This is a genomic window from Faecalibacterium prausnitzii (genome assembly GCF_049532945.1).
Classification (GTDB): Bacteria; Bacillota; Clostridia; order Oscillospirales; family Ruminococcaceae; genus Faecalibacterium; species Faecalibacterium prausnitzii_N.
On record NZ_CP186691.1, the window covers coordinates 1709290 to 1734401 of the forward strand.

General features: G+C 60.8%; 23 protein-coding genes. 15 read left to right on the forward strand and 8 right to left on the reverse strand.

The features are described from left to right. The first annotated feature begins 210 nt into the window (after nt 1-210). Nucleotides 211-1590 carry a magnesium transporter gene (gene mgtE, locus ACNQFG_RS08565; RefSeq protein ID WP_423404569.1) on the forward strand — a complete coding sequence of 460 codons (1380 nt, stop codon included), beginning with the start codon at nt 211-213 and terminating at the stop codon, nt 1588-1590. 97 nt (nt 1591-1687) lie between these two features. On the opposite strand, the gene ACNQFG_RS08570 is transcribed toward mgtE, so the two are convergent. The 6 genes from ACNQFG_RS08570 to ACNQFG_RS08595 form a co-directional block, all read right to left on the reverse strand. Beyond that, the gene (locus ACNQFG_RS08570) at nt 1688-2833 is read right to left on the reverse strand and encodes a GNAT family N-acetyltransferase (protein WP_423404570.1); all 1146 of its coding nucleotides are present in this window, start codon (nt 2831-2833) and stop codon (nt 1688-1690) included. Between the two features lie 88 nt (nt 2834-2921). Next, nucleotides 2922-3398, reverse strand: a complete 477-nt coding sequence (locus tag ACNQFG_RS08575) for a YhcH/YjgK/YiaL family protein (RefSeq protein WP_423404571.1) — start codon at nt 3396-3398, stop codon at nt 2922-2924. An 11-nt stretch (nt 3399-3409) separates the two neighbouring features. Next, nucleotides 3410-4318 carry an SPFH domain-containing protein gene (locus ACNQFG_RS08580; RefSeq protein ID WP_423404572.1) on the reverse strand — a complete coding sequence of 303 codons (909 nt, stop codon included), beginning with the start codon at nt 4316-4318 and terminating at the stop codon, nt 3410-3412. A gap of 16 nt (nt 4319-4334) precedes the next feature. Continuing rightward, complete coding sequence (locus tag ACNQFG_RS08585; RefSeq protein ID WP_423404573.1) at nt 4335-4784, reverse strand: NfeD family protein; 450 nt, start codon at nt 4782-4784, stop codon at nt 4335-4337. 146 nt (nt 4785-4930) lie between these two features. Beyond that, nucleotides 4931-6829 carry a glycoside hydrolase family 13 protein gene (locus tag ACNQFG_RS08590; RefSeq protein WP_423404574.1) on the reverse strand — a complete coding sequence of 633 codons (1899 nt, stop codon included), beginning with the start codon at nt 6827-6829 and terminating at the stop codon, nt 4931-4933. A 75-nt stretch (nt 6830-6904) separates the two neighbouring features. Next, nucleotides 6905-9310, reverse strand: a complete 2406-nt coding sequence (locus ACNQFG_RS08595; RefSeq protein ID WP_423404575.1) for a glycogen/starch/alpha-glucan phosphorylase — start codon at nt 9308-9310, stop codon at nt 6905-6907. Nucleotides 9311-9428: 118 nt separating this feature from the next. Between ACNQFG_RS08595 and ACNQFG_RS08600 the strand changes: the two genes are divergently transcribed. From ACNQFG_RS08600 to mgsA, 10 genes are all read left to right on the forward strand, one after another. After that, nucleotides 9429-9752: a hypothetical protein gene (locus tag ACNQFG_RS08600; RefSeq protein WP_423404576.1), complete on the forward strand. Its 324-nt coding sequence runs from the start codon at nt 9429-9431 to the stop codon at nt 9750-9752. A 7-nt stretch (nt 9753-9759) separates the two neighbouring features. Continuing rightward, on the forward strand, nt 9760-10302 hold the full coding sequence (gene zapA / locus ACNQFG_RS08605) for a cell division protein ZapA (protein WP_423404577.1): 543 nt from the start codon (nt 9760-9762) through the stop codon (nt 10300-10302). Then, nucleotides 10214-12241: a DUF3656 domain-containing U32 family peptidase gene (locus ACNQFG_RS08610; RefSeq protein ID WP_423406571.1), complete on the forward strand. Its 2028-nt coding sequence runs from the start codon at nt 10214-10216 to the stop codon at nt 12239-12241. Before zapA ends, ACNQFG_RS08610 begins: the two co-directional genes overlap by 89 nt. 8 nt (nt 12242-12249) lie before the next feature. After that, entirely contained in the window at nt 12250-12696 is a 447-nt protein-coding gene (gene dut / locus ACNQFG_RS08615) for a dUTP diphosphatase (protein ID WP_423404578.1), read from the forward strand. A 1-nt stretch (nt 12697) separates the two neighbouring features. Beyond that, nucleotides 12698-13252 carry a Maf family protein gene (locus ACNQFG_RS08620; protein WP_423404579.1) on the forward strand — a complete coding sequence of 185 codons (555 nt, stop codon included), beginning with the start codon at nt 12698-12700 and terminating at the stop codon, nt 13250-13252. A gap of 169 nt (nt 13253-13421) precedes the next feature. Continuing rightward, complete coding sequence (locus ACNQFG_RS08625; protein WP_423404580.1) at nt 13422-14444, forward strand: rod shape-determining protein; 1023 nt, start codon at nt 13422-13424, stop codon at nt 14442-14444. A gap of 57 nt (nt 14445-14501) precedes the next feature. After that, nucleotides 14502-15332, forward strand: coding sequence for a rod shape-determining protein MreC (gene mreC, locus ACNQFG_RS08630; protein ID WP_423404581.1), 831 nt, complete (start codon nt 14502-14504; stop codon nt 15330-15332). A 12-nt stretch (nt 15333-15344) separates the two neighbouring features. Next, the gene (mreD, locus tag ACNQFG_RS08635) at nt 15345-15878 is read left to right on the forward strand and encodes a rod shape-determining protein MreD (protein WP_423404582.1); all 534 of its coding nucleotides are present in this window, start codon (nt 15345-15347) and stop codon (nt 15876-15878) included. A 25-nt stretch (nt 15879-15903) separates the two neighbouring features. Next, entirely contained in the window at nt 15904-18123 is a 2220-nt protein-coding gene (locus ACNQFG_RS08640) for a peptidoglycan D,D-transpeptidase FtsI family protein (RefSeq protein WP_423404583.1), read from the forward strand. Nucleotides 18124-18278: 155 nt separating this feature from the next. Continuing rightward, nucleotides 18279-18686, forward strand: a complete 408-nt coding sequence (gene mgsA, locus ACNQFG_RS08645; RefSeq protein ID WP_423404584.1) for a methylglyoxal synthase — start codon at nt 18279-18281, stop codon at nt 18684-18686. Nucleotides 18687-18749: 63 nt separating this feature from the next. Here mgsA and ACNQFG_RS08650 read toward each other — a convergent pair whose 3' ends face one another. Beyond that, nucleotides 18750-19274 carry a hypothetical protein gene (locus ACNQFG_RS08650; RefSeq protein ID WP_118551775.1) on the reverse strand — a complete coding sequence of 175 codons (525 nt, stop codon included), beginning with the start codon at nt 19272-19274 and terminating at the stop codon, nt 18750-18752. Next, the gene (gene rnhA / locus ACNQFG_RS08655) at nt 19271-19735 is read right to left on the reverse strand and encodes a ribonuclease HI (RefSeq protein ID WP_005939979.1); all 465 of its coding nucleotides are present in this window, start codon (nt 19733-19735) and stop codon (nt 19271-19273) included. The genes ACNQFG_RS08650 and rnhA overlap by 4 nt, the downstream gene beginning before the upstream one ends. Before the next feature lie 400 nt (nt 19736-20135). On the opposite strand from rnhA, the gene ACNQFG_RS08660 reads away from it, so the two are divergent. The 4 genes from ACNQFG_RS08660 to glf are packed head-to-tail and all read left to right on the forward strand — an operon-like array spanning nt 20136 to nt 25084. After that, nucleotides 20136-21935: a ribonuclease J gene (locus ACNQFG_RS08660; protein WP_423404585.1), complete on the forward strand. Its 1800-nt coding sequence runs from the start codon at nt 20136-20138 to the stop codon at nt 21933-21935. A 42-nt stretch (nt 21936-21977) separates the two neighbouring features. Further along, a complete protein-coding gene (locus tag ACNQFG_RS08665; RefSeq protein ID WP_423404586.1) occupies nt 21978-23291 on the forward strand; it encodes a signaling protein consisting of a modified GGDEF domain and a DHH domain protein in 1314 nt (437 codons plus the stop codon). After that, a complete protein-coding gene (locus ACNQFG_RS08670; RefSeq protein ID WP_423404587.1) occupies nt 23228-23962 on the forward strand; it encodes a DHHA1 domain-containing protein in 735 nt (244 codons plus the stop codon). The genes ACNQFG_RS08665 and ACNQFG_RS08670 overlap by 64 nt, the downstream gene beginning before the upstream one ends. A gap of 18 nt (nt 23963-23980) precedes the next feature. Further along, nucleotides 23981-25084 carry a UDP-galactopyranose mutase gene (gene glf / locus ACNQFG_RS08675; RefSeq protein WP_423404588.1) on the forward strand — a complete coding sequence of 368 codons (1104 nt, stop codon included), beginning with the start codon at nt 23981-23983 and terminating at the stop codon, nt 25082-25084. The last annotated feature ends 28 nt before the right edge of the window (nt 25085-25112 follow it).

The window sequence follows — 25112 nt, forward strand, 5'->3', positions numbered from 1 at the left end:
CCGAACGGCAAATCTCAGTTTCAGGAGGCGTTTGATTTCCATGTCCAGTGACCATACGGATCACCCCAAACAACGCTTCTCCTGCGATGCGGGCCAGGCGAATGAGTCTGCCGCGTCCTGAACTGCATGTGCCCATGATACACCGCAGGAGTCAAGCATGACCGACGCGGTGTATTTTTTATGCCCGGAATGGGCAGGAAGGGAACCAAGATGCAGAAGAAGAATTACCAGGAAGAGATCCTGAACCTCATCCACAGCGGTCTGCCGCAGGCAGAGCTGGCGGAAAAGCTTTCCGACTACCACGAAAACGACCTGGCCGATGCGCTGACGGCGCTGACGCCGGACGAGCGCCAGAAGCTGTACCCGGTGCTGGGCATCGAGCGGGTGGCGGAGATCTTCTCCTACCTCGACGATGCAGAGCCGTATCTGAAAGAGCTGCCCTCGGAAAAGGCGGCGAAAGTCGTCTCCAATATGGACTCGGACGATGCGGTGGACGCGCTGGATGACCTCGAAGAAGAGGACAAGGCCAAGATCGTCGGCCAGCTGGACCGGGACTCCGCTGAGGACGTCCGGATGCTGCTCTCCTACGGCGAGGATGAGATCGGCAGCAGCATGACCACCAACTACATCTCCATCCGGAAGGATATGACCATCCGGCAGGCGATGAGCGAGCTGGTGAAGCAGGCGGGCGAGAACGACAACATCTCCACCCTGTACGTCGTGGACGAGAACGACAAGTTCTATGGTGCCATCGACCTGAAAGACCTCATCATTGCCCGCGCGGACGACCAGCTCGAAAAGCTCATCGCGCGGTCGTACCCCTATGTGACCGACCACGAGAAGATCAGCGACTGCATCGACCGCATCGTGGACTACGCCGAGCGCTCGCTCCCGGTGCTGAACGATGCGGGTAAGCTGGTCGGCATCATCACCTCGTCCGACGTGGTCGAACTGGTCGATGACGAGATGGGCGACGATTACGCAAAACTGGGCGGTCTGACCAGCGAAGAGGACCTGAACGAGGGCGTCTTCGAGAGCGTGAAGAAGCGCCTGCCCTGGCTGGTCGCCCTGCTCTTCCTCGGAATGCTCGTTTCCTCGGTCGTCGGTGCGTTCGAGTCGGTGGTGGCGGTGCTGCCCATCGTCATCTGCTTCCAGTCCATGGTGCTGGACATGGCCGGCAACGTGGGCACCCAGTCGCTGGCCGTGACCATCCGTGTGCTGGTGGACGAGAACCTGACCACCGCCAAAAAGCTCCAGCTGCTCTGGAAGGAGATGCGGGTCGGTCTGGTGAACGGCGCACTGCTGGCTGTGATGGCGCTGGGCTTCCTGGGCTGCTACATCCATTTCTTCAAGGCGTATGCTTGGGGCGAAGCCTTCCTGCTGTCCGGCTGTGTCGGCGTGGCGCTGATCATCGCCATGGTCGTTTCCAGCCTGGTGGGCACGGTCATCCCCATGCTGTTCCACAAGATCCACATCGACCCCGCTGTGGCCTCCGGCCCGCTCATCACCACCATCAACGATCTGGTGGCCGTCGTGGTCTACTACGGCCTTGCCATGGTCGTTCTCATTGATCTGTTCCATCTGGGTTGATCACAATACAAAACCCTCTCCGTCGAAGCCTGTCGGCTTTGCCACCTCTCCCGAAGGGCGAGCTGGCATTGCGAAAAGCAATGACGGAGAGGGTTTCTTAATGGTTGGAGATCCAGTACCGCTGGGTCAGGGTTCCATCCTGCGGGTCAAACTGTTCGTCTTCGAGGACGCCGCCGTTGGCGCGGATGGTTTTGGCGGAAGCGACGTTGTAGTGGTCGCAGCAGATGCGCACCTTCCCGATGCCGCGCGCTCTGGCCTGTTCCAGCGTCAGGCGGAGCATCTGGGTGGCATAGCCGTTCTGCCGCTCGGAGGGGCGGACGCTGTAGCCGATGTGCCCGCCGTAGGTGAGCAGATAGTCGTTCAGGTGATGGCGCAGGTTGGTCATGCCCACAAGGCGTTCGTGCTCGTCCAGCGCCAGATATTCGGTGGCAGGAACAAGCCCGGCGGGCGTCGTGCGGGGGTCGGTCAGTTTCCGAATCTGGGCCAGCCAGGCGTCGAAATCGTCGAACTGGTCCAGCGCCGAGGTGCCGTCCATCCGGGAGCCGAGGGCGAGAAATTCCTCCCGATAAGCCATGACCTGTTCGCGGTCGCGCTCGTCCGGCTCCCGCAGGTGGATCTTCTGGGGCGGGGTGCAGCGGGTGGCCGTGCGGAGGTCTGGGGCTTTCATCAGGCCGTGGCGGTTGCAGTAAAAATAGAGCACCCCGGCGCCCCGCAGCGGGAACCGGCAGCTGGCTTCGCCCTCCGGGTAGAGCTTGACGAGCTGGAGCTTGTCGCCGGTGAGATAGGCGATGAAGGAAATGAAGTGGCCCTTCTCCATGGGGTGGTGCAGGGTAACGAAAAGTTCATCTTCCACCCGTTCAATGGTCAGCTGGTGCTTCTCGTCGGCATCATCGGCCTCCGCGATATCCAACGCGGGCAGCGTGATGCCGCAGCAGCTCACCACGGCCTGACCGGTGGAGTGGAGCACGTTCCCGCAGAGGGGGCAGACGTAGAGCTTGGAACGCAGCAGATTGGCGGCACGGTTTCGGTTGACCACCGGTTCGCCCTGCATCAGTTCCAGCACCGACACGCCCAGTGCAGCGGCCAGCGGTTCCAGCAGGGAGATGTCGGGCAGGCCCTTGGCGGTCTCCCATTTGGAGACCGTTTTGGCGCTGACCAGGAGCTGGCGGGCAAGCTCTGCCTGCGTCAGGCCTTTGGCTTCCCGCAGCAGCCGGATGGTGCTTCCGGTCACATAGGTATTCATAATGGATTCCTCCTGTTCGTTTGCGTTGCAGACAGGATAGCATAGAAAACCCCTCTGCGCAACCTACGCTGCGTAGAGGGGTCTTGGTTTATGCTTCGGTTTCTTCGGCGTCCTCGTCCAGCTCGATGCTGAACACGGCTTTCTTCAGTTTGCCGCAGCCCTGCGCCTTCAGGCCGGATTTATAGGGCTCTCCGGCCAGATACAGGGCAAACCGCCCCTCGCACAGCATTCCGGCAATGCTGGTGCCTGCACTGCCGACCGTGATGTCAGCAGCCTCGTCGGTGGGTTTGGTGGGGCTGAACTCACCCAGCGAGACTTCAAACAGCTCGCTGCCGTCCAGATCGGTCTCCAGCGTCAGGTGGGTGTCCCGGCGGACGAAGGGGGCCTTGTCGCCGGGCTGCGGGGTCACGGTGCTGACCGTGACGACGGCCTTCTCGCCGAGGATGCGGGTCCGTCCGGCGGGCAGGGTGGTGATGTCCCGCGCCATGATATACTCAATGACGGTGTCGAGGTTGTCGCTCACGCCCAGATAGTTGGGCAGGTTGTTCAGGGTATCGTAGATCATAAACAGGCTCCTTATTCTGCGTCCTTCGGGTCGGTCATCAGCTCTTTGATGCTGGGCACCACGCCGCCCAGATTCTGAAGCTCCGAAGGAATGATGATCTTGGTTGCCTTGCCGTTGGCCACCTTGGCCAGAGCTTCCAGACTGCGGATGGCCAGAACCTTATCGCTGGGCATGGCCTCGTTCAGCAGATGGATGGCATCGGCATTGGCCTTCTGAACGGCCAGAATGGCCTGTGCTTCGCCCTCGGCTTCCAGAATGCGCTGCTGCTTCACAGCATCTGCACGCAGGATGGCGGCTTCCTTTTCGCCCTCAGCGGCGGTAATGGCGGCCTGCTTTTCACCGTCGGCCTTCAGGATCACGGCGCGCTTCTCGCGCTCAGCCTTCATCTGTTTTTCCATGGCTTCCTGAATTTCACGCGGCGGGATGATGTTCTTCACTTCCACGCGGTTCACCTTGATGCCCCACTTGTCGGTGGCTTCGTCCAGGATGGCGGTGATCTTGCCGTTGATGACATCGCGGCTGGTCAGGGTGTGGTCCAGCTCCATTTCGCCGATGATGTTGCGCAGGGTGGTGGCGGACAGGCTTTCGATTGCCGCAATGGGCTGGTTGACACCGTAGGTGTAGAGCTTGGCATCCATCACCTGAAAGAACACCACGGTATCGATCTGCATGGTAACGTTATCGCGGGTGATGACCGGCTGAGGGGGAAAGTCTGCCACCTGCTCCTTCAGGCTCACCTTTTTGGCCACCCGCTCCACGAACGGGATCTTGACGTGCAGGCCGGCGCTCCAGCTGTCGGAGTAGCTGCCCAGCCGCTCAACGACATACACCTTGGACTGGGGCACGATGACGATATTGGTGATGACGATGAGAAGGATGACGAAGACCAGTGCAAGGATCACAAACAGCATGATGGGCATAGGAACGCTCCTTTTTTCAGTGGGTGGATGATTCGGTCAGGACAGGCTCCACGATGAGCAGGGTGCTGTGCAGTTCGGTCACACGGCAGGTCTGGCCCGGCTCCAGTGCGTCGCCAGGGGTGGCGCAGCGGGCATTCCAGTCCACGCCGTCCAGTCGCACACGGCCGGTCTTCCCGGCGGAGACCGGGGTCAGAACCTTTGCCTCCCGGCCAAGGTTTCGGTCGCCATTGGTGGGGGTGTGCTTCCGGCGCAGCTTGTCGGCCAGCGGCTTGAACGCCGCCAGGCAGAGGATGCTTACCACGATGAACACCAGGGCCTGCGCCCGGAACGACGGCCAGAACAGGCAGCTCAGCAGAGCAGCCGCGCTGCCCGCCGCAAACCAGATGGATACCATGCTGAAGGTCATTCCCTCCAGCACCAGAAAGCCGATGGCTGCGATGAGCCAGAAGATGGGGTCGATGGGCATAGATACTCCCTCCCTTGCAGATGGAAACGAGACGAAGGGCCTCTTTTCGTTTATTATATAATAACGAGGGCGGGATTACAAGATGTCCTGATTTAAGAAAACAAGGCCCGCGGTCTTGCGATCCCACGGGCCTTGTTCGTTGAGGGTCAGATATAATCGTAATAGCTGTGGTTCGGGTTATGCCCGTTCTCCTCCACCACGATGGTAAAGCCCATGGGGTTCACCTCCGTGTGCTTGCCGGAAGCCAGCGGCTCCACGATGATGTGCTCCGAGCGGTTCACGATGATCTCGGCGGTTTCCGCTTCGCCTACGCGCTGGTAGTGCAGGATGCCGTCCTGCGCCCGCAGGACGTTGAGCTTGCCGGTGCGGAAGGCCTCGCAGCTGTGGCGCAGCTGCGCCAGCTGTGCCAGCACCGGCTTCAGGCGCTTTTCGTGGCTGTCCCAGCAGAAGAAGGCACGGTTGAAGGGGTCGCGGTAGCCCTGCATCCCGATCTCATCGCCGTAGTACAGGCAGGGCACGCCGGGCAGCGTGTAGATGATGGCGTATGCCATGCGCAGGCGCAGCATCCCTTCCTCGTAGGCTTCGCCGGCCACACAGCGGCCGCTCTGCCACTCGCGGCCCCGGCCGTTGGCGGGCTCGTCTGCGATCACGGTGAGGGCGCGTTCGGTGTCGTGGGTGGAGAGAAAGTTCAGCGCAGTGTCCATGGCAGGGGCGGGGTAGTGCTCACAGATGGACAGAATTTCGCCCTTGGCCTGCTCGGCGGGCTTACCCTTTACAAAGTCCAGCACAGCGTTTTTGAAGGGGTAATTCATCACGCTGTCCAGCCCCTTGCCCAGCAGATAGGTGCGGCGCTGGCCAAAGCCGTATTTGGTGGTGGCATCCTCCCACACCTCGCCCAGCAGGAACTTCTCCGGGCTGACCCGCTTGACAGCGGCGCGGATCTTTTCAATAAAATCGTCCGGCAGCTCGTCGGCCACATCCAGACGGAAGCCTGCGGCACCGCGCCGCAGCCATGTGTCAATGACACCGCCCTCGCCGGTGATGAACTCCACATAGGATGGGTTCTCTTCGTTCACCTCGGGCAGGGTCTCGAAGCCCCACCAGCTGCGGTAGCCGCCCTTATACTTGGGGTCAAAATCGTACCAGCTGCGGTAGCCGCCCTTATACTTGGGGTCAAAATCGTACCAGCTGCGGTAGGGGGAGTTGGGGTCGCGGTAAGCGCCGCCGTCACCATAGCGGCCTTCGCGGTTGAAATAGCGGCTGTCGGAACCGGTGTGGCTGAACACACCGTCCAGCACGATGCCGATGCCGTACTTGGCGGCCTCGCGGCAGAGCACCTCGAACTCCTCGTTGGTGCCCAGCAGCGGGTCTACGTTGAGATAGTCGGCGGTGTTGTAGCGGTGGTTGGAGTGCGCCTCAAAGATGGGGTTGAGGTAAAGGTAGTCCACCCCCATCTCCCGCAGATAGGGCAGCTTGATGCGGATGCCTTCCAAGTCGCCGCCGAAATAGTCCTCGTTCAGGTGGCCGCCGGTCTCGTTGGGCTGCCAGAAGGGTTCGGCGTGTTTGTCGGCCTGATACAGCCGGTCCGGGAAAGGCATGGGCTTGTTCTCAATGCCCTCGCAGAACCGGTCCGGGAAGATCTGATAGAACACCTTGCCCTTGATGCACTCCGGGGTCTGGAAACCGGCATCGTAGACGGTGATCTGCCACTTTTCGCCTTCCTGCCAGCTGACAACGCCGCAGTTGTCCGGCCCGCGGTAGATGCGGCGGAAGTCGGTGTAGAGGTCGAAGTAGTAGAAGTACAGGCCCGGGTCATTCAGCGGCAGCTCTACGGAAAAGTGGTTCTGCTGGGGGGTCTGGCCGTCGAACTTCATGCGGTAGTGCACCGGCACGTCATATTTTCCCTCCTTCTGGAGCACCAGATGAGGATCGACATAGCCCAGCTCTTCCGGGATGCAAAGGGTCAGGCGTACGGTCTGACCGGCCCGCAGTGCGCCAAAGGGCTGCTTGAAATAGGGGTCGTAGCTATTGAACAGACAAGACAAAGCAGGGTCGTCCTTTCTCAAAAAAGCCCCGGCGGGCCAAACGCCGCCGGGGCAGATGGATTTTTTAAGGGAAAATTACTTGCCCATGGGCACCGGGGAAGCGTACCAGATGTCGTGTGCGTAATCCAGCACAGAGCGGTCGGCGCTGAAGATGCCGCTGTTGGCAATGTTCTTCAGGCTCATGTGTGCCCACTTTTCGCGGTCGGCATACAGCTTCTGCAGGTCGGCCTGTGCGCGGCGGTAATCCTTGAAGTCGGCCATGACCATATACGGGTCGCTGCTGCGCAGGTTCTCGGTCACTTCGTGGAAGTTCTCGCCGTTCCAGCCGCGCTCCAGGAAGTTCAGAGCGTTGTTGGCAACATCGTCGCCCATGATGAAAGCGTTGGGATGGTAGCCCACCTGCTTGAGGTTGTTCACCTCGGGGGTCAGCATACCGAAGATCAGCTCGTTCTCCTTGCCGGCAGCGTCTGCGATCTCCACGTTTGCGCCGTCCAGAGTGCCCAGAGTGATAGCGCCGTTCAGCATGAACTTCATGTTACCGGTACCGGAAGCCTCGGTGCCGGCCAGAGAGATCTGCTCAGAGACCTCAGCGGCGGGCATCAGGTGCTCGCTCAAAGAGACGCAGTACTCTTCCAGATAGACCACGCGCAGCTTGTCGCGCACAGCGGGGTCGTTGTTAATGAGGTCGCCCAGCTTGCAGATCATGCGGATCATCTGCTTTGCCATGTAGTAGCCGGGAGCAGCCTTTGCACCGAAGATATAGGTCTTGGGGATGAAGTCGGCGTTGGGGTTCTCCTTCAGGTACAGGTACTGGGCAGCAATGTTCAGCGCGTTCAGGTGCTGGCGCTTATACTCGTGCATACGCTTGACCTGACAGTCAAAAATGGAGTTCGGGTCGATGACCTGACCGGTGCTCTTTGCCAGATAGTTGGCAAAGCTGGTCTTGTTCGTCAGCTTGATCTCGTTCAGGCGCTTGAGAACGGTTTTGTCGTTCTCGAACTTGTTCAGCTTGGACAGATCGGAAGCATCATGCTTGTAGCCGTCGCCGATGGTCTCGTCCAGCAGCTTGCACAGGCCGGGGTTAGAGGCCAGCAGCCAGCGGCGGTAAGCGATGCCGTTGGTCACGTTCTTGAAGGCCTGCGGCTTGAACAGGTAGTAATCGTGGAAGACGCTGTCTTTGATGATCTGGCTGTGCAGCTTGGACACGCCGTTGATGCTGTTGGCGGTGTAGGCGCAGATGTTTGCCATGCGCACCTGATTGTCGCCGATCAGTGCCATATAGTCAATCTTGCCCTTGTCGCCGGGGAAGACCTTCTCCAGCTCTGCGCGGGCGCGGCGGTCCATCTCCACCACGATCTGGTAGATGCGGGGCAGGGTCATCTTGAAGATGTCCACGTTCCACTTTTCCAGAGCCTCAGCCATGACGGTGTGGTTGGTGTAGGAGAAGACCTTCTGGCAGATGTCGAATGCCTTGTCCCAGCCAAAGCCGCACTCATCCAGCAGAATGCGCATCATCTCGGGGATGGCGAGGGTGGGGTGGGTGTCGTTCAGCTGGATGGCGACCTTGTCAGGCAGGTTCTCGAGGGTCGCATAGCTGGACAGGTGGTTCTGGACGATATCGCCGATGGATGCGGCAGACAGGAAGTACTGCTGGCGCAGGCGCAGGATCTTGCCCTCAACATGGTTATCGTTGGGGTACAGCACCTTGGAGATCAGCTCTGCATTGGCGTTCTTGCTCATTGCAGTGTTGTAGTTGCCAAGAGAGAAGCTGGACATATCAAAGTCCGGGGCCTTTGCCTGCCACAGGCGCAGCTTTGCAACGCCCTTGCCGTCGTAGCCCTGCACATACATATCAGAGGGAACAGCCATGACGCTGTTGTAGTTGGTGTGCTGGATATAATGGAAGCCGTTGTCCCAGTTCTCGTGGATCTCGCCGTCAAAGCGCACTTCCACAGCCTGATCGGGGTGGCTCTTCAGCCAGACCTGACCGCCGGGCAGCCAGTTGTCGGCACGCTCCTGCTGCCAGCCATCCACGATCTTCTGCTTGAAGATGCCGTACTCGTACAGGATGGAGTAGCCGGTGCCGCAGATGCCGGTGGTGGCCATGCCGTCCAGATAGCAGGCAGCCAGACGGCCCAGACCGCCGTTGCCCAGACCTGCATCCGGCTCTTCCTCAAAGATGCTGTCAATATTGATATCAGCATCGGACAGGGCCTTTTTTGCCACCTCGTCCAGACCCAGGTTCAGCAGGCTGGTCTTCAGGCTGCGGCCCATCAGGAACTCCATGCACAGATAATACACCTGCTTGGTGCCGGTGCCAATGGCCTTGGACTGGAACTTCTTGTGGTTCTCACTCATCATCTGGCGGCAGATCAGAGCCAGAGAGCGGTAGATCTGCTGGTTGGAAGCAACGCTCAGCTCTACGCCGTACTCGCTGGTGAGCTTGTCCTGAAGAAGTTTACCGAATTCTTTCGATGTCATAAAGGTACTCCTATCCGCACACTCACGGGTGCTTTTTCTGAATTTGAACGCAGCAGGGAAACTCTCCTCTTTCCCTCAGCCCTGCTACACAACAATGATATTATAATCAGTTCTGCGCATGAATGCAAGGAAAAGAGCCAATTTTTGCCGTTACTGCTATTTTTGGACCCGTCTTTCTGACAAATCTGCTAAAAATTCAGATTTAGCACTTTTTCTTGCGCTCCATTTATATTATAATAAGGGTACAGCGGGCCGGGAGCTGCTGCAGGAGAACGGCGGCACCCCGGCAATTCGGAGAGAAATTCCGCTCAGAACGAAAAAGCCGCGCCCCGGTTTTCGGGCGCAGGCGGGTTTGTGCCCGAAAATCCCGAAAATGAGTCCGAAAAACCGGGAAACTCGGAACCGCTCCCGCCGTGCAGAAGCCGCGCGGCGTGCAAAGTGAGGATACGATGGTTAATAAAGTGCGAGTGAACATTGCGGGCGCGCCCTATGCGATCGCAACGACGGATTCGGAAAAGTATATCACCTCTCTGGCCAAAAAGCTGGACGAGGATATCGCAAAGCTGCTGGACGGAAACGAAAATCTTTCGGTGACTAAGGCGGCGGTGTTCTGCGCCATGGATTATCTGGACGAATACCGCAAGAGCACCGGCAGTGCTGAGAATATGCGCAGCCAGATCCAGAGCTATATCGCGGATGCAGCCCATGCGAAGCTCGCGGAGGATAAGGCAAAAGCTGAGAATGAGACGCTCCGGCGCGAAAATGCAGCCTTGCGGGAGCAGCTGGCCCGCCTGAAGGCAAAACAGGACCGCGAAAAGGCCGCGCAGACCGAGCAGGAACAGGAAAAACAGAGGGAACAGAATGTCAAAGATCGAGATCCTTGCCCCGGTGGGCAACGAAGAAATGCTGCGTGCCGCTGTGTTCAGCGGTGCCGACGCAGTGTATCTGGGTTTTTCGGGTTTCAATGCCCGCACCAGTGCGGGAAACTTTGATGCGGACAGCCTGAAGGAGGCCGTCCGCTTCTGCCATGTGCGCGGGGTCAAGGTGCATGTGGCGCTGAACACCACCGTTTACGGCACCGAACTGGCCCAACTGGCGGATGCCGTGCGGGCCGTGGCCGCCAGCGGCGCGGATGCCGTCATCTGCCAGGACCTGGCGGTGGCAAAGCTCATCGGGGAGATCGCCCCGGAACTGCCGCGCCACGGCTCCACCCAGATGAGCGTGCACAGCCTGCAGGGTGCGCTGGAGCTCAAGGAGCTGGGCTTCACCCGCGTGGTGCTGGCCCGTGAGCTGAGCATGCCCGAGGTGGAGCATATCACAAAGCATTGCGGCATCGAGACCGAGTGCTTCGTGCACGGCGCGCTGTGCATGTGCGTCAGCGGCCAGTGCTACATGTCGGCCTTTCTGGGCGGACGCAGCGGCAACCGAGGTTCCTGTGCCGGCCCGTGCCGCCTGCCGTTTGAGGCAAATGCCCTGCCGGAGGGCAAGCCGGGCCGCCTGCACCACCTGTCCTTAAAGGATAATTCGGTCATTGATAAGCTGGACAAGCTGCAGACGCTTGGCGTGGCATCGGCAAAAATCGAGGGCCGTCTGCGCACGCCGGAGTATGTGGCGGCGGCAGTCAGCGCCTGTCTTGCAGGCCGCGAGGGCCGCGCCTACGACCGCGACCTGTTGAAGAATGCTTTCAGCCGTTCCGGCTTCACCTCCGGCTATCTGGATGGAAAGATCGACGGCACCATGTTCGGCGTGCGCAGTGAGGCCGACGCGGAACTGACCCGGAAGACCCTGCCCGCCCTGCGGGAGCTTTACCGCCGTGAGCGCAGCCGCGTGCCGGTAAAGATGAAGCTGGAAATTGAAGAGGGCGGCGAAAAGCTCACTGTCACCGATGCAGACGGCAACCGTGCCTTTGCCTACGGCGACGCCGAACCCCAGCCCGCCCGCACCGACCCCACCGAGAGCTTGCAGCGCAGCCTGTCCAAGACGGGCGGCACACCGTTCGCGGTGGAAAAGATCGACGTGGAGATGGACGGCGGGCCGTGGTTCGTGCCGGGCAGCGCCGTCAATGAGCTGCGCCGCACCGCGCTGGAGGGCCTGCAGCAGAAGCGCGAGACCCTGCGCCCCTGGCCGATGCACGAGGTGGAGCTGCCTCCGCTGCCGCTGCGCACTTTGCCGCCCCACCGTACCCTGCGTGCCCGGTTTGAGAGCTGGGAGCAGGTGCCGGAACAGGCACTCTCCGGCCTCGAAGCGCTCATCCTGCCCATCGCACAGGCAGACCGCGTCCCCCGTGCGTGGCGCAGCAAGACCATCCTCGAACTGCCCCGGGTCATGTTTGGCAAGCTGGAAGAGGATACCGCCCGCCGCATCGCGGCCACGCAGGATGCCGGTTTTGCAGGCTATGAGGTGAGCAATATCGCCCACCTGCGCCTGTGCCGGGGCCTGCCGCTCTCCGGCGGATTCGGCCTGAATGTGACCAACCAGCTGTCGGCTCAGTTCTATGCCGACCACGGCCTGAACGCCATCCTCATCCTGCCCGAGGTGAAGGACAGCGACATCGCGTCCATTGCCCCGGCGCAGAACGGCCAGCCGGTGCCCACGGGCGTGATCGTCTACGGTCACATGCCGCTGATGGTCACCCGTGCCTGCCCGCTGCAGAACATCCACGACTGCGCCCACTGCGATAAGACCGGTGTGCTGACCGACCGCAAGGCAAAGAAGTTCCCGGTGCGGTGCGGCATGGGGGTGCGTACTATTTATAATCCGGTGCCCATCTACATGGGCGACAAGCCCGGTGCCCTGACAGTGGACTACGGCGTGGCCTATTTCACGCTGGAGACCCGCGAGGAAGCCGCCGCCATTCTGGACAGCATCCGCCAGCATGCCCCGTTCGAGGGCGAGTTCACCCGCGGGCTGTATTTCAAAGGAACGAATTGAGGTATACTATGGAACCCATCACAGTAAAATATAAGGTATTGGATACGCGGGCGAAGGTGCCCGCCTACGCGACGCCGGGCGCGGCCGCAGCCGACCTGTGCGCTGTGCTGGATGAACCCCTGACCGTGGCCCCCATGGAGCGGGCACTGGTGCCCACTGGCCTTGCCATCGAGCTGCCCGGCCCCCACAGCGTGGCACTGGTGTACGCACGCAGCGGCCTTTCCATCAAGCACGGCCTGTGCATGGCCAACGGCGTGGGCGTGGTGGACAGCGATTACCGCGGCGAGCTGAAGGTGCCCATGGTCAATCTGGGCAGGGAAGCCTACACCATTCAGCCCGGTGAGCGTGTGGCCCAGCTGTGCATCGCACCGGTGTACACCGCTGCCTTTGTGCCTGCCGAAGAGCTGGGCGATACCCAGCGCGGCGAGGGCGGCTTTGGCTCGACGGGAAAATAAAATGAAACAACTGATTTTGGCCTCCGGCAGCCCCCGGCGCAGAGAGCTGCTGAGCCTGTACACCACCAATTTCACCGTCTGCGTCAGTGACTTTGACGAAAGTGCCGTGACCGCCGACACCCCTGCTGAGCTGGTGGAACAGCTGGCCCGGGGCAAGTGCCTTGCCGTTTCGGCCCAGCACCCGGGCGCTGTGGTCATCGGCTGTGATACGGTGGTGGATGTGAACGGCGAGGTGTTTGGCAAGCCCCACAGCGAAGAGGACGCAAAGCGGATGCTGCGCGCCCTTTCCGGTGCCACCCACGAGGTGCACACCGGCGTGTGCATCTCGGACGGCACCCGCACCGAGAGCTTCGTGGACACCTGCCGTGTGAAGTTCTTCCCCATCTCCGAAGCGGAGATCGAGCGCTATGCCGCCACCGAAGAACCCTACGATAAAGCCGGTGCCTATGCCATTCAGGGACGGGCGGCCCTCTGGCTGGACCGTATTGAGGGCGACTACTACACCATCATGGGTCTGCCGGTGAGCCGCACCATCCGGCTGCTGGAGCGATTTTGAGCGGCTTGGCGCGGAGATTTATGAAAAAATCCGGAAAAACCTGTAAAAACGCTTGAGAAAACTTCTGCTTGCGGCTATAATATAGTCGTGTTATTCTGCGATCGGCGGCAGACTGGTTTGCGCCGCCCTGCGTTTTGGATAGACCGGAAATACGAAGGAGAGCTTCATTATGAGTTTGTTTTCAAAAGACGTTGGCATTGATCTGGGTACAGCCAACACCCTGGTTTACATGAAGGGCAAGGGCATCATCATGCGGGAGCCTTCGGTCGTGGCTGTGGATACCAAGACCGACGAGGTACGCTGTGTGGGTGCCGAGGCAAAGGCTGTCATTGGCCGTACCCCCGGCAGCATCGTGGCTGTGCGTCCGCTGAAGGATGGCGTGATCGCTGACTTTGACATCACCACCAACATGCTGGAAAATTTCCTCAAGAAGGCATGCGGCAACAGCATGTTCTCCCGCCCCCGCGTGGTCATCTGCATCCCGTCCGGCGTTACCGAGGTGGAGCGCCGCGCTGTGCGCGAGGCTACCCTGAAGGCCGGTGCCCGTCAGGTGTCCGTCATTGAGGAACCCATGGCAGCAGCCATCGGTGCGGGCCTGCCCATCAGCGAGCCTACCGGCAGCATGATCGTGGATATCGGCGGCGGCACGGCTGAGATCGCTGTGATCTCTCTGGGCGGCATCGTGGCCTCCCGCAGCGTGCGCATGGCAGGCGATATGTTCGATCAGGCCATCATCGCCTTCATCAAGCGCAAGTACAACCTGCTGATCGGTGAGCGCACCGCAGAGCAGATCAAGATCGAGATCGGCTCCGCCTATGCGCTGGACCCCGAAATGACCATGGAGATCAAGGGCCGTAACCTCGTGGACGGCCTGCCCAAGAACATCGTCGTCCACTCGGAGGATGTGCGCGAAGCTCTGCTGGAATGTCTGGTCAAGATCACCAGCGCCATCAAGGAAACGCTGGAGCGCACCCCGCCGGAGCTGAGTGCGGATATCATCGACCGCGGCATCACCCTGACCGGCGGCGGCGCACTGCTGCGCGGTCTGGATCAGCTGATCCAAAGCGAGACCGGCATCGACGTACACATTGCGGAAGACCCGCTGGACTGCGTGGCCAAGGGTGCCGGTGCGGTGCTGGATCATGTGGATGTCCTGCATGACGTGCTGGACACCGACGGGCCCCATATGTAACAGAGAGTGCGGACGGCTCTGGCTGTCCGCGCTTTTTTGCAACCGGAGGAAGTTCCCTTGAAAGATTTTTTCGAAACCTGGAAATTTAAGATCCTCATCGGCATCGCGGTGTTTCTGGTGGGCATTATGGCCTATGCCGGTGCCAACGGACGGCTGACTGCTGCCCCGCAGGAACTGCTGGGCGTGGCCGTGGCCCCGTTCCAGAAGGCGGCTGCCATGGTGGGCGACCGCGTGGCCTCCCTGTGGGAGAACTACACCAACATCGGGGCCATTCTGGACGAGAATGAGCAGCTCACGGCCGAAAACGCCGAGCTGCGCCAGCAGATCGTGGACTACGACCGCATCAAGGCGGAGAACGAAGCCTACAAGGCACTGGCCAACATCCAGAACACCCGCCCGGAGATGAGCTGCGTCTCAGCCTTTGTGATCGGCCGCGACCCGCTGGATGCCTTTTACGGCTTCACGCTGGATCAGGGCTCGGTGGACGGCGTGGAGGTGAACGACACCGTCGTCAGCGACGAGGGCTATCTGATCGGCATGGTGGTGGAAGCCGACACCACCAGCTGCAAGGTGATGACCATTCTGCACCCCAGCTTCAGCGCTGCGGGCGTGGTATCCCGCACGCGGGAAAACGGCATCATCACCGGCAGCTCGGACTATGCGGCCGACGGCCTGTGTGTGCTGACCAACCTGAACCGCAACACCTTGACGCAGAAGAGCGACCAGGTCATCACCACGGGGCTGGGCGGCGTTTTCCCAGCGGATGTGCTGGTGGGCGTGGTCCGGGAAGTGGTGCCGGAGGTCAGCGGCAAATCGTCCATCGCGGTCATCGAGCCGGGCGCAGACCCGCGCACGGTGCGCCACGCATTCATCATCACCAATTTCTGAGGAGGCCCTGCCATGGAATCACGCCGCAAGCGTAAGCGCAGCCAGATCACCAAATGGGTCAGCTATGCGCTGCTGATGCTGCTGTGCACGGTCTTGCAGACCCTGCCGGGGCTGTTCCGGCTGGGGGAGGCAAAGCCCCTCTGGCTGCTGCCGCTGGCGCTGGCCGTCGCGGTGGAGGAGGGCGAGTTCGCGGGGGGCATCTTCGGTGCCGTCTGCGGCCTGATGTGGGACTACACCGCAGGCCGCACCGCCGGGCTGCTGGCCTTTGAGCTGCTGCTGCTCTGCTTTCTGCTCTCGGCGGTCATGCAGCTCTACTTCAAGACCTCGGCGGCGAATGTTGTCCTGCTGGAAACGGCGGCGGTGCTGCTGGTGCTCTCGCTGGACTGGCTGTTCTTCTACTACATGCCCGGCTACAGCGGGGCAGTGGAGCGGTATCTGTGGTTCGTGCTGCCCACGGCGGCGCTGACCATCCCGGTCTGTCTGGTGCTGTTCGGGGCAGTGCGCCGCATCCATGCGGAATTCAAAATCGACAACGGCGTAGTCTGAACCGGCTGCGCCAAAAGGAGAACGGATGAACCAAGACGAACGCAAAACGGCCGCGCGGCGGATGATGCTCCTCATCGCCGCCGCAGGTGTGATCATCGGGCTGTACGGCTTCCGGCTGATCTTTCTGCAGCTGGTCAACGGCGACGACTTCAAGGCCAAGGCCACCAATACCACCGACTATAACTTTACGGTCACGGCGGCCCGCGGCGATATCGTGGACAGCAAGGGCGAGCGCATCGCTTCCAGCGTGACGGGCTACAACGTGGTGCTGAACAAGCTGCTGATGGGCGACGAAGATCTGGACGCCCTGCTCCAGAAGCTGGTCGGCCTGCTGGGCGAGAACGGCGAGAGCTGGAACGACAGCCTGCTCATCGGGCAGGCAGATGCCGCCGGGCACTATGCGTACACGGCGGAGAGCGACAACGCCGCCGAGCAGCGCTCCCTTGCCGCAATGAAGGAGAACCTGGGCCTGCAGCAGTACGCCACCGCCAACGATGTAATGGAAATGCTGGTGGAGGACTATGACCTTGCCGATTTCTCTTTCTACTGGCAGCGCATCCTGGGCGGCATCCACTACGAGATGGACCGGCAGGCGTTTTCCAACGTCAACAACTTCATTCTGGCGGAAAACGTCAGCGAGGCCACCGTGGCCACCATCAAGGAGCACAGCCTGCAGCTGCCAGGTGTGGAAATCGTGGAGACCAGCGCCCGCAGCTACGAGCAGGGCACGGTTCTGCCCCATGTGCTGGGCCGTGTGGGCAAGATCACGGCGGAAAAGTGGAAGGTGACCGATTCCAACGGTCAGGTGACCTATCCGCTGCGGGAAAAAGGCTATAACATGAACGATGTTCTGGGCATTTCTGGTCTGGAATCCGTTTATGAGGACGAGCTGCGCGGCAAGGACGGCGTGAAGACCATCACCCGCAATTCGGACGGCGTGATCGTGAACACGGCCCTGACCACTGTGCCGGAGCCGGGCCATACCGTGCAGCTGACCATTGACAGCGAGTTCCAGAAGGCCGTCGATCAGGCGCTGGCAAAGAACGTGGAGTGGATCCGGAACAGCTATGGGGACAGCAAGCAGGCCAGCGCCGGTGCGGTCGTCGTCATCGACGTCAAGACCGGCGGTGTGCTGGCTGCTTCCAACTATCCCAGCTATGACCAGAACCTGTATGCCGCCAATTACAGCGCATACAGCGAGGACGAGAACATGCCCCTGTTCAACCGCGCATTGCAGGGCCTGTATACGCCGGGTTCTACCTTCAAGCCCAGCGTGGCGGTGGCGGCGCTGGATACGGGGCTGATCAACCGGTATTCCACGGTGCTGTGCAACGGCGTCTATACCTATTATAAGGATTATCACCCCAAATGCACCCGCCATGGCCACAGCGGCAACATCGATGTGGTAACGGCCATCAAGTGGAGCTGCAACATCTTCTTCTATGATGTTGGCCGCCGCCTGACCAGCGATGTGTACGATGCCTATGCCTACAAGCTGGGTCTTGGCCAGCGCACCGGTGTGGAGGTGGGCGAGGCCGTGGGCCGTCTGACCACCAAGAGCGACTCCAACTATACGGCATCGCTGGATGTGCAGGCCGCCATCGGTCAGGGCAACACGGTGGTCTCGCCCATCCAGCTGGCTACCTACGCGGCAACGCTGGCCAACAACGGCACCCGTTACCGCACCCATTTCGTCAAGGCCATTCTGGACACCAACACCGGCAAGACGCTGGAAGAGACCCAGCCGGAGGTCATGGATGTCGTCGAGGACAAGGGAGAGACCTTCGACCTGGTCAGGGAAGGAATGCTGGGGGTGGCCCAGACCATCCCGGCATTGGCCAGCTACCCCCACACCATCGCCTGCAAGACCGGCAGCCCCCAGCGCAGCGAGGGTTACTATGCGGGCAGCACCTACAAGCACTACACCAACGCCGCCATGATCGCCTATGGCCCGGCGGAAGACCCGGAGATCGCCATCGGCATCGTGGTGGAATACGGCGGTGCCGGTGCCCGTACCGGCACACTGGTGGCGGATATCTTCAACGCCTACTATGCGATGAAGGACGGCACCCTGACCGTGGACGAGGCGGCAGCAGAGTCGCTGGCGCAGCCCGAAACGGCAGCCGATGCGGCCGAGGCCCCTGCGGACGGCACAGCCGACCCTGCCGCCGGGGAGGCAGAGGATGCCGGGCAGAACGACGCAGCTGCGGCTCCGGCGGATGCCGCAGCCACGGCAGGTGCGTGACGATAATGCGCGGATTTCGGTGGAAATTGGAGAAACTCCCGAAAAAATCGGCGCTTTTGTCCAAAAACCTGTTGTAAAAAGAGAGAAATTATGATACTATGATATGTGCAAGGAAATGGCCCAGCACATGGGGAACGTAAAGGAGAGGTTGACCGATGACGATTGCACTCATTGCGCATGACTCCAAAAAGGAGCTGATGGTTCAGTTTTGTACGGCGTACTGCCGCATCCTGAGCCAGCATAAACTGGTAGCGACCGGTACCACCGGCAAGATGATCGCCGAGGCAACGGGCCTGCAGGTCCAGCGATTCCTGGCGGGCATCCAGGGCGGCGACCAGCAGATCGCATCCCGCATCGCCTGCAATGAGATCGACCTGTTGCTGTTCTTTCGTGATCCCATCAACGCAAAGCCCAGCGAACCCAACGAAATGACGCTGCTGCGCCTGTGCGATGTGCACAATATCCCCATGGCCACCAACATTGCCACTGCAGAAGTGCTCATCCATGGCTTGGAGCGCGGCGATCTGGATTGGCGCGATATCGTGCATCCCCAGAACAGCTGAAATCAAAAAGAAAGAGGCTCTGGACCGAACGGTCCAGGGCCTCTTGTGCATTTTCGGGCAGGATCAGAACTGGAGCTCTTCGGCCAGGTCGGAAAGCTCATCGGGCGAGAAATCGCCCAGCGGCAGGATGAGCCGGGCCAGCGTCTGCTGCGGCAGAGCGGCCAGAGCAGCGCTCTCGTCGCTGGCTGCATCGGCGGCGGGCAGCAGGTGGCTCACGCCGTCTGCATCCGTCTCCACCCGCGCATGGTGGCCGGTGGCGATGTACTGGATGCCCAGCCGGTCGGCAGCGGCCAGCAGGGCAGGGAAGCGCAGATCGCCGGGCAGCGCTTCTTCGGCCAGCTGGCTTGCCAGCTCAGAAGCGTTCAGGGTGACGCACTCGATGCCGAGGGCCTTGGCCGCGTCCTTTGCGGCCTGCACGGTGTCGTCGGCGTCGGTCAGGCGGACCACTGCGCCCGCCACGGCAAAGCCCTGCTGCTGTAAAATGCGGACGGCGGCCCGGCAGCCTCTGCCGCCGCACAGGCCCACCAGGACCTTATCCTGTTCTTCGTAGGTGTCGAACCCACTGCCGGGCAAAAATGTGTCGCTCATGTTCCCTGCCTCCCGCCATGTGCTTTGCTTTGGGCCACGGCCAGCTGGTCGCAGCGTTCGTTCTCCGGGTGGCCTGCGTGGCCCTTGACCCAGACGTAGGTGATCTTGTGCCGGGCTTCCTGCTCCAGTGCCTGTGCCCAGAGGTCCGGGTTCAGGGCAGGGGAGCCATCTGCTTTTTTCCAGCCCCGGCGCTGCCAGTTTTTGGCCCAGCCCTTCTGAAGCCCGTTGATGACATACTGGCTGTCGGAGCACAGCCGTACCTCGCACGGCTCCTTGAGCTGGCGCAGTGCTTCGATAAAGGCTGTCAGCTCCATGCGGTTGTTGGTGGTGCTGTCGTCGCCGCCGCTCAGCTCTTTTTCGTAAACTTTGCCGTTAAAACGGTAGCGCAGCACGGCACCCCAGCCGCCCGGGCCGGGATTGCCGCTGCATGCGCCGTCGGTGTACACTTCGACCTGCTTCATGCGGTTCTCCCGGTGTGTTGTTGTAGATGCTTCTATTTAGAGCCATTTTTCCGTTTCTGTCAAGAGGGGGACGCATAATTTGCTGTCGCGCAGCCCAACCTTGGAATTGACAAAAACGCCGGGAAATACTATACTTATCCTAACAAAATGCGTATAGGGGCGCACCGGAGGGGTGCGCTCAGGGGGCTGCACGGCTGCGCCGCGGTCGCATCGAACAGATGGACTGACAGGCTGCAATGTGCTGCGCAGACCCGACTCTGCGCTCGTGAAACGGCGCTGAAACGATAAATTCTATACGATGGTTTGATGGAAGCGGCAGAGCTTGCCCGCTTCTTTGTGAGGACAGGCCGCCCGCAGAACGAGCGAGCCTGCGTTTTGTGATTGATTTTTGGAGGTACGAATGGCACAGGCAAAGGAACAGAGCCAGACCATGGCACAGGCTCAGAACAGAAACACGGAATCCACCGGCGAAAAGCGCCCCCGCACCACCCGCCGCCCTTATTATAACCGTCGGCCCCGCCGCCCGCAGCAGCCCAGAGAGGCCGCTGTGCCCATCCACATCTACCCGCTGGGCGGTCTGGGCGAAGTGGGCAAGAACATGACCGTGTACGAGTGCAACGGCGACATGATCATCGTGGACTGCGGCCTTGTGTTCCCGGACAGCGACATGTACGGCGTGGACATGGTCATCCCGGACTTCACCTTTGTGGTGCAGAACAAGGATAAGATCAAGGGCCTGCTCATCACTCACGGCCACGAAGACCACATCGGCAGCATCCCGTATCTGCTGCAGAAACTTGACCTGCCCATCTATGGCACCCGCCTGACCTGCGGCCTGATCCGCAACAAGCTGGAAGAGTTCGGTCTGGCAGGCAAGACCAAGTTCGTGGAGATCACCCCCAGACAGAAGATCAAGCTGGGCTGCTTTACCATTGAGCCCATCCATGTGAACCACTCCATCCCGGATGCGGTGGCCTTTGCCATCGACAGTCCGGCGGGCACCATCATCCAGACCGGTGACTTCAAGATCGATTACACTCCGCTGGCCTGCGGCGTCACCGACCTGTCCACGCTGGCCGAGTACGGTCAGCACGGCGTGCTGGCCCTGCTGAGCGATTCCACCAACTCCGAGCGTCCGGGCTTTACCGCCACCGAGCAGAAGGTGGCTGCAGGCGTGCGCAATCTGTTCGCCCGTGCCCGCAACAAGCGGATCATCATTGCCACCTTTGCTTCCAACATCTACCGCGTGCAGCAGATCATCGATCTGGCCGTGGAGGATGGCCGCAAGGTGGCATTCAGCGGCCGCAGCATGGTGAACAACACCGCCATGGCGCAGGAGCTGGGCTATATGCACATCCCGGAGGGCACCCTCATCAGCGTGGATGAGCTGAACCAGTATCCCCCGGAGCAGGTAGTGCTCATTACCACCGGCAGCCAGGGCGAACCCTTGAGTGCCCTTTCCCGTATGGCATCCTGCAGCCACCGTCAGGTGCGCGTGGGCCCCGGCGACTTCATTATCATTTCGGCAAATCCCATTCCCGGCAACGAGAAGAGCGTGACCAAGATCGTCAACGGTCTGCTGCTGCTGGGGGCAGAGGTCATCTACGAGAGCATGTACGATGTGCATGTTTCCGGCCACGCCTGTCAGGAAGAGCAGAAGCTCATGCTCACCCTGACGAAGCCCAAGTATTTCCTGCCGGTGCACGGCGAGTACAAGCAGCTCAAAAAGCATGCCCTCACCGCTGCAAGCCTCGGCATCCCCACCAGCAACATCCTCATTGCGGAGAATGGCTCCAATGTCGTCCTCAGGGATGAGATGAAGCTGGGCGAGCCGGTGACTGCCGGTGCCGTCATGGTGGACGGTCTGGGCGTGGGCGATGTGGGAAATGTGGTCCTGCGCGACCGCAAGCACCTGTCCGAGGACGGTCTGGTGATCATTGTGGCCACCGTGGACAGCAAGACCGGCAAGGTGCTGGCCGGCCCGGACCTTGTGAGCCGCGGCTTTGTGTATGTGCGCGAGAATGAGAGCCTGATGGACGGTGCACAGAGCATCGTGGAAAATGCGCTGGACCGCTGCGTGGATGAACATGTGCGCGACTGGAACAGCGTCAAGACCCGCGTGCGCGAGGCACTGAGCAGCTATATCTATCGGCGCACCAAGCGCAGCCCGATGATCCTTCCCATCCTGATGGAGGTCTGATAGAGGCCGCCCGACGCGGCGGCAGATCAGGAGGCAGAAGATTTGATGAAACGAAAACCGAGATGGACGCTTGAGATACTGACCGGCGCGCTGGCCGTGCTGTGCGGCCTGCTGGTGCTGGTGCTGCTCGTCCAGCGCCCGGCGGGCTGGCCGGTGCTGGCGGTGCTGGTGGTGCTGTGGGGCATCGGGATGGGGCTTTTCCGTTACCGGCTGCGCAGCTGGCTTGCGCGCTGGGTAACGGGCGGGAGCTTTGAAAACTCCAAGACCCAGTACAGTCTGGAATCCCTGTCTCAGCCGGCCGCGCTGCTTTCCGGTGAGACGGTGCTGTGGTACAACACCGCATTCCGCCAGCGGCTGCTGGGCGGCGAAGACCGTCTGGCCAGCCGGGCGCAGAAACTGCTGCCCGGCCTGGACCTGCAGCTCTGCCGCACGGCGGACGGCCAGCAGCTCAACCTGGCCGACGGCATGTGGAGCGTACACAGCTCCACGGTGCCGGGCCAGAGCGAGAGCGTCACGCTCCTGATCTTCAACGAAGAGACCGCGCTGCGCCGGGTGGAGGCCGAGTACAAGGCCAGCCGCCCTGGCTACATGGTCTTTCTGGTGGACGGCTACGACGATGTGTTCGGTGACATGCTGGACAGCGAGCGTGCCCGCCTGCTGGAAGGCATCAACCGCACGCTGGAGGATATGATCGGCCGGGGCAGCGGCTTTTTGCGCCGTGTGGCCAGCGGCCGCTATATCGCTGTGGTGGAAGAGCGCCAGATGGAGCAGTTCGCAAACCGCGGCTACGATGTGCTGGACAAGATCCGTGCGCTGGATCCCAGCGTGAACCTTTCGTTGTCCATCGGCATTGGCCGCGGGGCCAAGACTCTGCGGGAAGCCCAGGATATGGCCGTGCAGGCGCTGGATATGGCGCAGGGCCGCGGCGGCGATCAGGCCGCTGAAATGACACCGGACGGCTTTACGTTCTACGGCGGCGTGAGCCACGGCGTGGAAAAGCGCAGCAAGGTGCGCAGCCGCATCGTGGCCGATCAGCTGGTGAAGCTGATCAAGGAAGCAGATCATGTAGTCATTATGGGCCACCGCATGAGCGATCTGGATGCCATCGGCTCCGCCGAGGGCGTGCTGCGCATCTGCAAAATATGCGATGTGCCCGCCGTCATCGCCGTCCGCCGGGACGCCACGCTGGCAGGCTCCCTCATCGACGCTCTGGTCCGGGCCGGGCAGGAGGATGATTTCATCGACCCCAAGGGGGCGCTGCCCATCGTCTCGAAAAAACGCTCTGCATCGTGGTGGATACATATCAGGTGGGCCTTGTGGAAAGCAAGGATATTCTGGAAAAATGCGGCAAGGTAGCCGTGATCGACCACCACCGCAAGGGTGTGGGCTACATCGAGAACCCGGCGCTGGTCTGCCATGAGCCGTATTCTTCCTCGGCCAGTGAGCTGGTCACGGAGCTTTTGCAGTACGTGGGCGAGCGCGACGACAAGCCCAACCGTGTGGAGGCCGAGGGCCTTTTGTCCGGCATCATGCTGGATACCCGCGATTTTACCCTGCACACCGGTGTGCGTACCTTTGAAGCTGCCGCTGCGCTGCGCCGCTATGGCGCGGAGACGGAGCGGGTGCGCCAACTGTTCGATGTGACCATGGTGGAGTACAATGCCAAGGCTGCGCTGGTGGAAGCCGCCCAGATGTACAAAGGCTGTGCCATCTCGGTGGGCGGCGAGCTCGCCCCGGAAGCCCGCGTGGCCATTGCACAGGCGGCAAACGATCTGCTGACCATTCAGGGCGTGGATGCCAGCTTTGTGGCAGTGCAGGTGGGCACAGGCGTGAACATCTCGGCCCGCAGTCTGGGTGCCGTGAACGTGCAGGTGATCATGGAATCTTTGGGCGGCGGCGGCCACCAGACCATGGCAGCAGCACAGCTCAAGCATATCACGCCGGAGGCGGCGCGGGCGCGCATCCAGACCGCCATCGACCAGTACCGGGAGTCGCAGAAAAAGAGCGCCCCGGATACGAAAAAATGAGGAAAGGGGAATCTTCCCATGAAGCAATATGATTATCTCATCGTGGGTGCCGGTCTGTACGGCGCGGTGTTTGCCCATGAGGCGAAGAAGGCCGGCAAGCGCTGCCTCGTCATCGATAAGCGCAGCCACATTGCAGGCAATATCTACACGGAGCCGGTGGAGGGCATCAACGTCCACCGCTACGGTGCACATATCTTCCACACCAACAACAAGGCTGTGTGGCAGTATGTGAACCAGTTTGCAGAGTTCAACCGCTACACCAACAGCCCGGTGGCAAACTACCACGGCGAGATCTACAACCTGCCCTTCAATATGAACACCTTTAATAAGATGTGGGGCGTTGTTACCCCTGCTGAAGCCAAGGCCAAGATCGAAGAGCAGAAGAAGGAAGCAGGCATCACCGACCCGCAGAATCTGGAAGAGCAGGCCATCAGCCTTGTGGGCACCGATATCTACGAAAAGCTTATCAAGGGCTACACTGGCAAGCAGTGGGGCCGCCCCTGCACCGAACTGCCGGCCTTCATTATCAAGCGTCTGCCGGTGCGCTTCACCTACGACGACAACTACTTCAACGCACTGTATCAGGGCATTCCCAATGGCGGCTACACTGCCATGGTGGAAAAAATGCTGGACGGCGTGGAAGTCCGCCTGAACGTGGACTATCTGGCCGAGAAGGCGTCTCTGGACAAGCTGGCCGAGAAGGTGGTCTACACCGGCCCGGTGGATGCCTACTTTGGTTACAAGCTGGGTGCTCTGCAGTACCGCAGCGTCCGCTTTGAGACCGAGGTGATGGACACCGACAACTATCAGGGCAACGCAGTGGTCAACTATACCGATGCGGAAACTCCCTACACCCGCATCATCGAGCACAAGCACTTTGAGTTCGGCACCCAGCCCAAAACGGTCATCAGCCGCGAGTACAGCGCTGAGTGGAAGAAGGGCGACGAGCCGTACTACCCCGTCAATGACGAGAAGAACGGTGCCCTGTATGCCGAGTACAAGAAGCTGGCCGATGCAGAGCCGGACGTAATCTTTGGCGGCCGTCTGGGTGAGTACAAGTATTACGACATGGACAAGGTCATTGAGGTGGCACTGTCGGTGGCGGAAAACGAACTGGCATAACAGCAGGTTCCCGGCCGCACGAGGGAAA